This is a genomic window from Neisseria sp. P0022.S010 (genome assembly GCF_051956635.1).
In genome coordinates this window covers 1-12,789 of sequence record NZ_JBQCXF010000063.1, presented here as the reverse complement: position 1 = coordinate 12,789, position 12,789 = coordinate 1, and the positions used below count along the sequence as shown (strand labels likewise).

Annotated in this window: 9 protein-coding genes and 1 pseudogene; 3 read left to right on the top strand and 7 right to left on the bottom strand. The window is 50.7% G+C overall.

All coding sequences use genetic code 11. From position 1 onward, the window contains the following. The 6 genes from ACTHUT_RS08155 to ppk1 all read right to left on the bottom strand — a co-directional run. A partial coding sequence (locus ACTHUT_RS08155) for a beta-ketoacyl synthase N-terminal-like domain-containing protein (protein ID WP_440418726.1) occupies nucleotides 1–194 on the bottom strand: 194 nt, incomplete at its 3' end. A 161-nt stretch (nucleotides 195–355) separates the two neighbouring features. Beyond that, complete coding sequence (gene acpP / locus ACTHUT_RS08150; RefSeq protein ID WP_003679644.1) at nucleotides 356–592, bottom strand: acyl carrier protein; 237 nt, start codon at nucleotides 590–592, stop codon at nucleotides 356–358. A gap of 290 nt (nucleotides 593–882) precedes the next feature. Then, the gene (locus tag ACTHUT_RS08145; protein ID WP_440385964.1) at nucleotides 883–3,510 is read right to left on the bottom strand and encodes a restriction endonuclease; all 2,628 of its coding nucleotides are present in this window, start codon (nucleotides 3,508–3,510) and stop codon (nucleotides 883–885) included. 10 nt (nucleotides 3,511–3,520) lie between these two features. Further along, the gene (locus ACTHUT_RS08140) at nucleotides 3,521–5,446 is read right to left on the bottom strand and encodes a site-specific DNA-methyltransferase (RefSeq protein ID WP_440385963.1); all 1,926 of its coding nucleotides are present in this window, start codon (nucleotides 5,444–5,446) and stop codon (nucleotides 3,521–3,523) included. A gap of 235 nt (nucleotides 5,447–5,681) precedes the next feature. After that, complete coding sequence (locus ACTHUT_RS08135) at nucleotides 5,682–7,697, bottom strand: prolyl oligopeptidase family serine peptidase (RefSeq protein WP_440385962.1); 2,016 nt, start codon at nucleotides 7,695–7,697, stop codon at nucleotides 5,682–5,684. Nucleotides 7,698–7,799: 102 nt separating this feature from the next. Further along, nucleotides 7,800–9,857 carry a polyphosphate kinase 1 gene (gene ppk1, locus ACTHUT_RS08130; RefSeq protein ID WP_440385961.1) on the bottom strand — a complete coding sequence of 686 codons (2,058 nt, stop codon included), beginning with the start codon at nucleotides 9,855–9,857 and terminating at the stop codon, nucleotides 7,800–7,802. Between the two features lie 208 nt (nucleotides 9,858–10,065). Here ppk1 and fabI (ACTHUT_RS08125) point away from each other — a divergent pair, with 208 nt between their 5' ends. Next, nucleotides 10,066–10,854 (top strand): enoyl-ACP reductase FabI, encoded by a 789-nt coding sequence (fabI, locus tag ACTHUT_RS08125; protein ID WP_003748060.1) that lies wholly within the window; start codon nucleotides 10,066–10,068, stop codon nucleotides 10,852–10,854. A 59-nt stretch (nucleotides 10,855–10,913) separates the two neighbouring features. Here fabI (ACTHUT_RS08125) and ACTHUT_RS08120 read toward each other — a convergent pair. After that, nucleotides 10,914–11,228: pseudogene (locus tag ACTHUT_RS08120) on the bottom strand (polyphosphate kinase 1); the annotation flags it as partial. Between the two features lie 208 nt (nucleotides 11,229–11,436). Between ACTHUT_RS08120 and fabI (ACTHUT_RS08115) the strand changes: the two are divergent. Both fabI (ACTHUT_RS08115) and ACTHUT_RS08110 read left to right on the top strand, forming a co-directional pair. Next, the gene (fabI, locus tag ACTHUT_RS08115) at nucleotides 11,437–12,225 is read left to right on the top strand and encodes an enoyl-ACP reductase FabI (protein WP_003748060.1); all 789 of its coding nucleotides are present in this window, start codon (nucleotides 11,437–11,439) and stop codon (nucleotides 12,223–12,225) included. Nucleotides 12,226–12,673: 448 nt separating this feature from the next. After that, on the top strand, nucleotides 12,674–12,789 hold a 116-nt coding region (locus ACTHUT_RS08110), incomplete at its 3' end, for an MscL family protein (RefSeq protein ID WP_440418725.1).

Genomic DNA, 12,789 nt, shown 5'->3' with positions numbered 1-12,789 from the left:
GCGCTGATGTATTGGCCGATGTCGAAATCGCGCACTTCGCCGGCGATTTGGCTGTTGATGTCGGATGCGTCAAAGCGGGTAATCCGTCCGATGCCGCTTTTGCCTGCGAGCAGATTGCTCCATGCGGTGGCGACGTCGTTGCCGACCGGTGATACTTGGCCAAGACCTGTGATGACTACTCTTCTCTGACTCATGATAATCTCGCTGTTGGTTGTCGGGATTTTCGCGGCAGACTTGCTCTTTTCTTCGTGGAAACGGGCAAAACTCATGCCGTCTGAAATTTCAGGGGTTTGATAATAAGGTAAAAGCCTCTATTGCGATAGCGCAGCAGAGGCTGGGTGTTTGAGGCGACCGATTAGCCTTGGTGGGCGTTGATGTAGTCGATAGCCAATTGTACGGTAGTGATTTTTTCAGCGTCTTCATCAGGGATTTCGCAGCCGAAAGCTTCTTCCAAAGCCATCACCAGTTCCACGGTGTCCAGAGAGTCAGCACCCAAATCGTCTTGGAAAGAAGATTCGTTTTTCACTTCGGCTTCGTTTACGCCCAGTTGTTCAGCAACAATTTTTTTAACTTGTTGTTCGATGTTTGACATAATTAGTCGTTCCTTTTCGCCTTGCGGCAGGTTGTTTAAGAGAAATAATTCGTCGGTATTGTACCGAATTCGGATAGAGTTTTCCATCTAATCCTGCATTTTAGCACAGATTATTCAGTAAAAACCTGTTGTTGCGCATATTAGCATAGGCTGATTTTAACCTACAAGCAGGAAATTGTTTTTATTTGATATCATAGGGTTAAGTTTGATTATCGTGATTCGTGGCCGTCTGAAAACCCTAATATCGGCTTCTCAAACGGCTTTAAGGTAATTTCAAATATTTTCTCCAATTATTTTTCCAAGCCGCCCACATCATCCGTTTCACGATATTCCAGCCCGTCCAATGCCGCAAAATGCCGCTTGCCGCATTCGATTTTCAGCCTCTCATTCTGGCGTAGTTTGTCCGTATCCACACCCGCCTGAATGCCTTTGCCAGTATTTTTGGTTTCTGCAACAAAGTACACTTTGCCCTGAACCTGTTTTACCACTGCCCAATCGGGATTGTAATTGCCCAGTGGGGTAGGAATTTTGAACCATCCGGGTAGCTTGAAATAAAACGCTACACCACCTTCATGGTCAGCATCATAATGCTCGCAATCGGCGGCAAAGTTTTTTTCCGTTCCGGAATCCAATGGGATATAGTTTTCGCAAATGGTTTTTTGCGGATTACTTACTGCAAATGTAAAGCTGTTCTCATAAAACTCAATACCTTCGCACACCATATTTTCCAGCAGCTTTTGGTCGTACACTTCGCCGGTTTGTTCATACTCAATTCCTGCCGCCATCAGTGCGTACAGGCTGCGGTTTACCGCTTCAGCAGCAAGGTCGATGAAGCGTTGCGGATTACCAGCTACATCTTTCAGACGACCCGACTGTGTGATGATTTCGTACACCGTGCGCCGTGTCAGCCCCGTCTTTTTTTGGATCTCGCCGAGTATGTCCGGGATTTCCCATTGAACGTCCATTTCGCGGCTGCGGCTGGCAATTTCGACTGTTTCGATACCGTAGGTTTGGGATTGTTTCAATTGCGCCTTGCGGACGCGGATTCTCGGCTTTTGGATTTCTGGCAGGTTTGCCACTGCCGCCGAAGCCTGTTTGATCAATTCTTCCGTATCGAAGCGCACGCGGTAGCGCGTTTTGTATTTCAATCTCTCCCAAATTGCCTGAAATTCGGGGTCGAGCGGAAAATCTTTGCGAAATAGCTGTTTTTTCTTCTTATTGCCGTCCTTGATGTTTTCGGCGGCAAATTTGATACCGCATTCGTCTTCGTATTCCTTTTGCAGATTGGCGGCAAACAATTCATAACTTTCGTTCGGCACTACAGTCAGTACGTTCACTTTTTCATCGCGCACGCGACGCCCTTCCTGATTGACGGCTATACGTAGCCCGCGCCCGATTTCCTGCCGCTTTTTCAGCGGCGAGCGGGTTTCGTTGAGCGTGCAGATCTGGAATACATTGGGGTTATCCCAACCTTCTTTCAGCGCGGAATGGGAAAAGATAAAGCGCAGCGGGCTATCAAAGGAAAGCAGGGTTTCCTTATCGCGCATAATGAGGCGGTAGGTATCGTTGTCCGCCTGCATTGTGCCGTCGGTGTTTTTCAGACAGCCTTTGTCTTGCGAGAAATAGCCGTCGTGTACGCCTGCCGTATCGGTGCTGCCTGAAAGCTCTCGATAAATTTCTTCAAACCAAAGGGCAAACTTGCCCGCTGTTCCATCTGCTGTGCGGTAGTTCTCCACGCGGTCGATGAAGAACAGCGACAACACCTTAATCCCCAGCGGATTCAGCCGTTTCTCCTTCGCCAAATGCTCCCTTACCGTTTCGCGGATTTGGTTTTTCATGATTTCATCGCGCACTACGTCGCTGTTGCTGCTACGGCTGATTTTCAGGCCACCTGAAAACTTGATTTCCCCGGTTCCGATATCGATATCGTTTACAGCAAAGCCGTAGCGGTAGGCGGGATTTCCGCCCGATTTCTCAAACAAATCGTCTTTTACGGACACGCTGACAGGTTTCTTTTTAGTTTCTTTTTTGTCCTGATAATGGATGCTGAGTTTGGCGGTTATTTTGCGTTTGCCCTGTTTGATTTCTACGATTTCAACAAATGCGCCGTTCACATCGTTTTCCGCCAATACTGGCAAGACTTCAATCTGTTTGACCAGCTTCAAATTATATGCCTGCACGGGATTCAGGCTGTAAACCTTGTGGTAAGGGTTTTTATGCGTTGCCGAATAGCGCAGGGTAAAAAGCGGATGGAGCGATTCCAAAGCGTTCAGACGGCCTTCCGTTTCCATATTTTGCGGCTCGTCGATGATGACGATGGGACACGTTTCCTGAATAAACTTAATCGGTGCTTCCCCGCTTTCGTTTACCTTATTGATAACGTTTCCGTCTTTTTCAAACGACTGGATGTTGATCACTAAAATTTCGATGTGGTCGTTTACCGCAAAAGCGCGCAAGTCCGACAGCCGGCCGCTTGAATATTCCGCATAACGCATCACGGGCCTGCCAAACACCCCGTCAAAATGTGCCTTCGTAATTTCCAGGCTTTTCAACACGCCTTCGCGTATCGGTACGCTCGGTACGACAATCACAAACTTCTTCCAGCCGTAGCGGCGGTTTAATTCATAAATCGTGCGCAGATAGACATAGGTTTTGCCCGTACCCGTTTCCATTTCCAGAGAAAAATTCAGCCCGTGCGCGCCGATTTCCGTTTCAGGCTGTCTGTTTTGCTTTTGTACCGCATTCAGATTCCTACCTAGCGTTTCCCAATCCAAATCCAAGCTGTTGCCGACAAACCGCCCCGTCCCCTGACTGGTCAAATCAAATGTCCGGGCATGGTTCGGCTGTCCTGCAAAAAGATTCGCAACGGCATTTACCGCATCAAGCTGATAGGGCAGTTCTTCAAATTTCAGTTCCATCGTTTTCTCCCTACACACACTCGAACATCACGCCCGCATCCTTCATCTGCAATACGGTATTGCTTTTAAGCGCATCGTCGCCCTCGAACAGCCTGTCCAATGTCGCCACTTTGGCGGGATGCTTCGACAGCACGGCATCAATCAAACCTTGATCCACACGTTCCAACAGGAAAGCGTACAGCCCGCCCGTATCCTCGTCTTCCACGAAATACACGTCGTCTGAAAACGAAACTTTGCAAGTCAGCTTCAAGCCCATACGCAGCATCAATTCGTAGAGCAGATTTTCAGACGATGTTTCAGACAGCACGGAATCGATATTCAAATACAATTCGCGTTGCAGGGCTTCCGTATCGGCCTGTCCGGGCTGCCGCCATTGTTTGAAACCGCTTTCGGCAAGTTTGAAAACTTTAAAACCCGTATCTATTTCCGATCCGTCTTGAAGGCCGTCTGAAATCTGCCTGCCCGCGCGGCGGATGCGTTCTTTGGCAATTTCGGCAATCGTGTCAAAACCAGCCTTGCGCGCTTCGGATTTTTCGTCGGTTTCTTCGGGGAGTTGCACACAGATGAAACGGCGGCTGCCGCCGTCTTCGGCGTTAAGTTGCATCACGGCATGGGCGGTGGTGCCGCTGCCGGAGAAGAAGTCCATAATAATTTCATTGTTATTTAAAGATGCAATTTTCATCAAAATTTTGATGAGAGGTGTTGGTTTTGGATAACTAAAATATGCTTGATTATCAAAAAGCAATTTTGTTTGTTTTGTACCAAAAGCTGTATTTTTACCATCAGTTTCATCTAAAATTTCTTCTAATTCTTCCGCAATTTCGCTTTGCAACCATGCGGCATAAAGCTGTGTGCGGAATTCGCCCTCTAATGGTTGATAAACTTTCTCATATGCTTCCCATTCTCCATCATCACGTTTTTGAAATTCAATATCTTTATTTGATAAACATGTTTTCATTCTTTTTTCATTCCACCGCCATCGTCCATCAGAACCATCAGGAAGTTTTGGTGTAATTTCAATTCCATCATATGTCTTAATCGGATAAAAAAGATTTGGTCTATCTTGGCGTGTTGCACCACTTCCCCATTTTCTTGCTAATTGTGTTTTATAAAATCTATTTTTTTCAGCATCAAACTTGGGAAATTTCTCATCAGATTTGATTTTCCTACCCACAGTAAATTGTTCTTTATTTCTTGCATACATCAAAATATATTCATGGTTTTGCAATAGATTCTTGTCATCTGCACCGCCACCACGCCCCTTCCATGGCAACTCAGCAACAAAATTCTCCGCCCCAAACACTTCATCACATAGCAGTTTCAGCTGTGCCTGTTCGTTGTCGTCTATCGAGATAAAGATTACGCCGTCTTCGCGCAGCAGGGTTTTTGCCAGATGCAGGCGCGGCAGCATCATGGAGAGCCAGTTGCTGTGGTAATGGCCGCTGTCTTTGCCGTTTTTGCGCCATGCACCTTGGAATACGCCGTCGCGCTTCAGGTAGCCCGCGTCGTCGGTATCACCCACGCGGCGGGCGTATTCTTCACGGCTTTCGGAGAATTTGTCGGGATAAATAAAGGAATCGCTGCCGGTGTTGTAGGGCGGGTCGATGTAAATCATCTTCACGCTGCCGGCGTAGGCTTTTTGCAGGATTTTCAGGGCTTCGAGGTTTTCGGCTTCGATAAACACGTTTTGCGTGCCGTCGAAATCTGCGGATTCTTCTTTGCAGGGAACGAGGGTTCGGGAAGTGGGGCTTTGCAGGTTGAGATAGGCGGCGGTTTTGCCCGCCCAATCGAGTTGATAACGTTCGCCCGCGCCGGCAAGGTTTTCGGCGCCGAGGACGAGTTTGAGCTTCTCAAAGTCGATTTGGTCTTCGCAAAAGACTTCGGGAAAGATTTGTTTGAGTTTTAATATGTTGTTTTGTTTGAAATTATTTTCCAAATCGTGTATAATTTCGGTTCGGTTCGGTTCGGTTCGGTTCGGTTGCCATAATTGCGTCTTCCATCAATGATTACTTACAAAGTGTCCATTTTATCGGGATATGTTGAAAGTTAAAAGAAAAGAAGGCCGTCTGAAAACTTTAATATTCGTTTTTCAGACGGCCTTCTTTTCACTTGCCGAAACAAGAGTATTTTGTTTCTCAACTTTACAAAACGGTCAGTCCTGCTGCTTGCTTCTACCCCAAAAACTCTTTCAAAAACAGCAAGACGCAGGCAAGTTCGTCGGCGGATTCGCGTTGCGTGCCGTTGCCGGTATGGCCGCCGCCGTCAGGCGCGTAGAGCCACGATTGCGGCGAGGTTTCGCGCAGTTTGGCGTAGAACTTGAGTGCGTGGGCGGGATGGACGCGGTCGTCGCTGAGGCTGGTGGTAATGAGTGCTGGCGGATAATCGATGCCGTCTGAAAGATTGTGATACGGCGACAATTCGCCCAGCCAGCGTTTGCAGACTTCGTATTTCTGCGGATTGCCGTATTCGTCCGTCCAACTTGAACCTGCGGAGAGCAGCGGATAGCGGATCATGTCGGTCAGCGGCACTTCGCACACCAGCGCGCCTATGCTTTGCGGCTCGCGCACGAAGGCGGCGGCGGTAATCAGGCCGCCGTTGCTGCCGCCCTGCAAACCGATGTGTTTGGGCGAACTCATGCCGCGTTCGGACAAATCGCGCACGACGGCCAGCAAATCGTCGACGCTTTTGTGTTTGCTGATTCCCTGCGCCGCCTGATGCCAGCGCGGACCGAACTCGCCGCCGCCGCGTATGTTCGCCAACACGAAGGCATTGCCCTCTTCCAGCCAATATTTGCCGACGCTGCCCAGATAATGCGGCAATTCAGGAATGCCGAAACCGCCGTAGGCATAGACCAGCGTTGGCGTGTCGGGGGCGGCGTTTTTGCCGACGTGGAAATAAGGAATGCGCTCGCCATCGGCCGAAGTCGTCCAAAACTGCTGCACGTTGATGCCGTCTGAATCAAACTGCTGCGGCTGGCGGCGCATGACGGTCAGTTCCATCACGTTCAAATCCAGCGCAAACAGCGTCAGCGGCGTGGTGAAATCGCTGGCGGCAAGGTAAACCACGTCTCCGCCCCACGGTTGGTCAGTCATTTCCAACGCACCCGAAGGCAGGCGCGGCAACTCGACTTCCTGCCATTTGCTATCGGTAAAGCGCCACGCTTTCAGACGGCCTTGTACGTTTTCCAAAAGGCTCGCCACCACAAAACGCTTGGTCGTTTCCACGCTTTCCAATGCCTGCGTTTCATCGGGCGCAAACAAAAGCTGCGCCGCCCCGAGTTCGCCCCGATTCAGCTTCACCGCCACCAGCGCGCCGCTCGGATAGCTTTGGTTCGCACGGTTCCAGTCTTTGCGCAACGTCAGCAAAAGATGCCCCGCCAGATAGCCGACCACATCGCAATCATTGGGCAGGTTCAACGGTTTTGCCTCGCCTTCGGCCGACACCTGCAAATAAGTTTTGGTGTAAAAACCGTCCGACGCTTCAATCAAATCAATCGGCGAACCCTGCGGATCGAGATAGCGCCAAGCGTTCACCATCATGCCGTCTTCAGCAATTTGATACACCGGCAGGCTTTCCTCGAAACTTTTGCCGCGCTCCACCAGCCACACTTCGCGCGGATAGCCCGATTCGGTCAACTGGCGTTCGTCCCAAGCCGGACACACCCACACGCTATTTTCATCGCGCCACGACACATGGTTTTTGCCTGCCGGAAAGTGAAAACCGCCTTCTACCAACTCCCCTGCTTCCAAATCCACTTCCAGCGTGTACGCCGTATCGCCGCCCGATTTGCTCAGTGTTAACAACGCGCGGTTGGGCTTTTCCACCAAGTGCGACACGCCGCCCAAATACACATCGTCGCCAAGCAATTCGTCGAAATCCGCCACTGAAAACAGGATTTTCCACTCAGGATAGCCGGAACGGTACGTCGCCGCGGTACACACGCGGTACACGCCCTTCGGATATTCCGCGTCCTGATGGAAATGGTACATCCGCGCGCGGTGTTCCTGACAAAACGGAATCTGCCGCGTGTCCTGCAACTGCGCCAAAATGCCGTCAGACAATTCGCGCGCCTTGTCGTTTTCTAAAAAACGGGCGCGCGTTTCGGCATCCGCCGCAGCGGCAAAATTTTGCGTTTCGGGAGATTCGAGGTTTTCAAAATGGAGATAGGAATCGGGGTAAGATTTCATAGGAAAAGGCCGTCTGAAAGATTGGGAAACGGAATTATAACGGCAAAATCAAAAAAGGCCGTCTGAAACCTGCATTTCAGACGGCCTGAGACATTATTCAACTCAACGTCCGTATATTTTCCACAAACCTTCCTGCAAACCAAACGCAGGCTCGCCGTCTTGCGGCTGGGTGCGGACGTAGCTGCCGTCAGGCTGCATCAGCCAAGCCTGGGTATTGTCTTCCAAAGCCATTTCCAAACCTTCGCGAATCACGCGTTCTTTGAGTTCGGGCGTGGTAATCGGCGTGGCGACTTCAATACGGCGGAAGAAGTTACGACCCATCCAGTCGGCACTGGAGATAAAGGTATCGTCTGCGCCGTTGTTATGGAAGCAATACACGCGCGAGTGTTCGAGTTGGCGGCCGATAATGGAGCGGACGCGGATGTCTTCGGACAAGCCTTTGACACCCGGGCGCAAAGTACACATACCGCGCACAATCAGGTCGATTTGTACGCCTGCCGCGCTGGCTTGATACAGCGCATCAATCACACTCGGCTCGATGAGGGAATTCATCTTGGCGGTAATCCGCGCCGGTTTGCCGGCTTTGGCGTGTTCGGTTTCCTGCTTGATGCGGTCGATGACCATTTTGTGCAGGGTAAACGGGCTTTGATAGAGCTTGTTCAGACGGCCCGGCTTGCCCAAGCCTGTGATTTCCATAAACAAAGTGTTCACATCAGCAGTAATTTGTTCGTCGGCGGTGATGATGCCGAAGTCGGTGTAAATGCGCGATGTGCCTTGGTGGTAGTTGCCGGTACCGAGGTGGGCATAACGCTTGAGCACGCCGTCTTCACGGCGGATAACCAAAGCCATTTTGGCGTGGACTTTGTAGCCGAATACGCCGTACACGACGTGCGCACCCGCCTCTTCGAGCTGTTTCGCCCAGTTGACGTTGTTGGCTTCGTCAAAACGCGCCATCAGTTCAACCACGACGGTAACTTGCTTGCCCGCCAGTGCAGCCTTCATCAATGCGCGCACAAGCTCGGAATTGCTGCCGGTACGATAAATGGTCATTTTGACGGCCAACACATCCGGATCGGCAGCAGCCTCGCGTATCATTTGGACAACCGGATCGAAAGATTGATACGGGTGGTGCAGCAAGATCGGCGACTGTTTGACCAGTTTGAATACGGAGCCGTTTTTGCGCAAGGCTTTCAGACGGCCTGCATTGCGTGGCGGAAACTTCAAATCCGGCCTGTCCACCAAATCGGGGACGGCATTGAGGCGCACCAAATTGACCGGCCCTTTGACCTGATACAGCTCGGCAGAAGTCAGCTTGAACTGGGCAAGCAGGAAGTCGTGAATATGCGCCGGACAAGTATCCGCCACTTCCAAGCGCACGCCGTCGCCGTATTCGCGGTCGTGCAATTCGTTTTGAATCGCGGCACGCAGGTTTTTCAAATCTTCTTCATCGACCGTCAAATCGCTGTCGCGCGTGAGGCGGAACTGATGGCAGTCTTTAACCTTCATGCCGGGAAAGAGTTTGCCGACATGGGCGTGCAAAATCGAAGACAAGAACACAAAGCCTGCATCGCCGCCGCAAATTTCAGACGGCATGGGGACGACGCGCGGCAAAATGCGCGGAGCCTGCACAATCGCCATCCCGGACGGACGGCCGAACGCATCCGTACCTTCTAGTTCGACGGCAAAGTTGAGCGATTTGTTTAACGGGCGAGGAAACGGGTGTGACGGATCAAGGCCGATGGGCGTGAGAATAGGCAACAGCTCGTTGTCGAAATAGTTTTCGATCCATTTTTTCTGTGCGGCCGTCCATTTGTGGCGGCGATAGAAATGAATGCCGGCACGGCTGAGTGCAGGCTGCAATACTTTGTTAAACAGATCGTACTGCTCGCGGATCAAGGCCTGCGCTTCTTTCGCCACCGCTTCGATGGTTTCGGCCGCGGTTTTGCCGTTGTCGAGCGGCTGATGCGGACGCAGTTTATTTTCGCGTTTCAACCACGCCATGCGCACTTCAAAAAATTCGTCCAAATTGGAAGACACGATGCACAGGAAACGCAAACGTTCCAACAAAGGAACTTTCGTATCCTGCGCCTGAGCCAGTACACGGCGGTTAAACGCCAACAGGCTGAGTTCTCGGCAAAGAATGCGGTTTTGCTCGGGCATGGTTTACTCCTGAAACATCAGTCATTAACACCATCAAGTATAACGTTTTGCCGCCGTTCCGTCAGGTTTCAGACGGCCTTAGCAGACAACCTCATCCCTATTTGAGGCAAGACAAAGGGTTATCCGTTGTTTTCTATGCCGAAACAGCGGTTTTTGCTATAATGCGCAGTTTAATGCAACCGCAATACCACTGCTAAAGGATAAGAAAATGGGCTTTTTGCAAGGCAAAAAAATTCTGATTACCGGCATGATCTCCGAGCGTTCCATCGCTTACGGCATCGCCAAAGCCTGCCGCGAACAAGGCGCGGAATTGGCATTTACTTATGTTGTCGACAAACTGGAAGAGCGCGTCCGTAAAATGGCGGCCGAACTCGGCTCCGAACTCGTGTTCCGCTGCGACGTTGCCAGCGACGACGAAATCAACCAAGTTTTCGTTGACTTGGGCAAACACTGGGACGGCTTGGATGGCCTCGTTCACTCCATCGGCTTCGCCCCTAAAGAAGCTTTGAGCGGCGACTTCCTCGACAGCATCAGCCGCGAAGCGTTCAACACCGCTCACGAAATCTCCGCATACAGCCTGCCTGCGCTGGCAAAAGCCGCCCGTCCGATGATGCAGGGTCGCAACGCTGCAATCGTTGCCCTGAGCTACTTGGGCGCCGTTCGTGCCATTCCTAACTACAACGTTATGGGTATGGCCAAAGCCAGCCTCGAAGCCGGCATCCGCTTCACCGCCGCCTGCCTGGGCAAAGAAGGCATCCGCTGCAACGGCATCTCCGCAGGCCCGATCAAAACCCTGGCCGCTTCCGGCATCGCCGATTTAAGCAAACTCTTGGGCCACGTCGCTTCCCACAACCCATTGGGCCGCAACGTTACCACCGAAGAAGTCGGCAACACCGCCGCCTTCCTCTTGTCCGACCTCGCTTCCGGCATCACCGGCGAGATTACCTACGTTGACGGCGGTTACAGCATTAACGCGCTGAATGACGAAGAGAACTAAACGGTTTTCACGCAAAACGCACTTTCATCATGAAAGTGCGTTTTTTATGGCCGTTACATTATGGCTTGAATAACTGCATAATTAAACAAATCATATTGCTCGCGGATCAGCGCCTGCGCCTCTTTTGCCACCGCCTCAATGGTCTCGGCTGCGGTTTTACCGTTATCGAGCAGCTGATGCGGACGCAGTTTGTTTTCGCGTTTCAACCACGCCATGCGCACTTCAAAAAATTCGTCCAAATTGGAAGAAACAATGCACAAAAAACGCAAACGCTCCAACAAAGGAACATTCGCATCCTGCGCCTGAGCCAATACGCGGCGGTTAAACGCCAACAGGCTGAGTTCCCGGCAAAGAATTCGGTTTTGTTCGGGCATGGTTTCCTCCTGAAACATCGGTCATTAAGATGATCAAGTATAACGTTTTGCCGCCGTTCCGTCAGGTTTCAGACGGCCTTGGCAGAAAACCTTATCCCTATTTGAGGCAAGACAAAGGGTTATCCGTTGTTTTCTATGCCGAAACAGCGGTTTTTGCTATAATGCGCAGTTTAATGCAACCGCAATACCACTGCTAAAGGATAAGAAAATGGGCTTTTTGCAAGGCAAAAAAATTCTGATTACCGGCATGATCTCCGAGCGTTCCATCGCTTACGGCATCGCCAAAGCCTGCCGCGAACAAGGCGCGGAATTGGCATTCACCTACGTTGTCGACAAACTGGAAGAGCGCGTCCGTAAAATGGCGGCCGAACTCGGCTCCGAACTCGTGTTCCGCTGCGACGTTGCCAGCGACGACGAAATCAACCAAGTTTTCGTTGACTTGGGCAAACATTGGGACGGCTTGGACGGCCTCGTCCACTCCATCGGCTTCGCCCCCAAAGAAGCATTGAGCGGCGACTTCCTCGACAGCATCAGCCGCGAAGCGTTCAACACCGCTCACGAAATCTCCGCATACAGCCTGCCTGCGCTGGCCAAAGCCGCCCGTCCGATGATGCAGGGCCGCAACGCCGCAATCGTCGCCCTGAGCTACTTGGGCGCCGTTCGTGCCATTCCTAACTACAACGTTATGGGCATGGCCAAAGCCAGCCTCGAAGCCGGCATCCGCTTCACCGCCGCCTGCCTGGGCAAAGAAGGCATCCGCTGCAACGGCATCTCCGCAGGCCCGATCAAAACCCTGGCTGCTTCCGGCATCGCCGATTTAAGCAAACTCTTGGGCCACGTCGCTTCCCATAACCCGCTGGGCCGCAACGTTACCACCGAAGAAGTCGGCAACACCGCCGCCTTCCTCTTGTCCGACCTCGCTTCCGGCATCACCGGCGAGATTACCTACGTTGACGGCGGTTACAGCATTAACGCGCTGAATGACGAAGAGAACTAAACGGTTTTCACGCAAAACGCACTTTCATCATGAAAGTGCGTTTTTTATGGCCGTTACATTATGGCTTGAATAACTGCATAACCCAAAAGGCCGTCTGAAAGTCAAATACGGATACGAAACATTAACTTTACAGGCTTTCAATGATTATGTTTTCAACATTATTATATTATCATTCCACCTTAACCTAAAGATTTGATAGAGCATTGATTCTAAAGATAACATTCATATTATCTGATACTTAGCCACGGATAAAAAGTGGTGCAAAAAAGTAACAAAAAAAATTCAGACGGCCTGTTTTTCATACAGAAGGCATAGAAGCCGGGCATTTTTAGCATAAAATACAAAATTTAACATTATTGAAATTTTCTTAACCGATAAAGCGTTAATATGCCTGCCGTTTTATTGAACTACATCTGATTTTGACTCAAACACATACAGGAGATTAATTATGTCAATCGCTTCAGAATTTAAAGAATTTATTATGCGTGGCAACGTGATCGACCTCGCAGTCGGTATGGTTGTCGGTACAGCATTCAGCGGCATCGTCAAATCATTGGTTGACGA

What these genes read in the sequence shown, in the direction of transcription:
- acpP (WP_003679644.1), bottom strand. Translation starts at nt 592, where the DNA reads ATGTCAAACATCGAACAACAAGTTAAAAAAATTGTTGCTGAACAACTG.
- ACTHUT_RS08145 (WP_440385964.1), bottom strand. Translation starts at nt 3,510, where the DNA reads ATGGAACTGAAATTTGAAGAACTGCCCTATCAGCTTGATGCGGTAAAT.
- ACTHUT_RS08135 (WP_440385962.1), bottom strand. Translation starts at nt 7,697, where the DNA reads ATGAAATCTTACCCCGATTCCTATCTCCATTTTGAAAACCTCGAATCT.
- ppk1 (WP_440385961.1), bottom strand. Translation starts at nt 9,857, where the DNA reads ATGCCCGAGCAAAACCGCATTCTTTGCCGAGAACTCAGCCTGTTGGCG.
- fabI (WP_003748060.1), top strand. Translation starts at nt 10,066, where the DNA reads ATGGGCTTTTTGCAAGGCAAAAAAATTCTGATTACCGGCATGATCTCC.
- fabI (WP_003748060.1), top strand. Translation starts at nt 11,437, where the DNA reads ATGGGCTTTTTGCAAGGCAAAAAAATTCTGATTACCGGCATGATCTCC.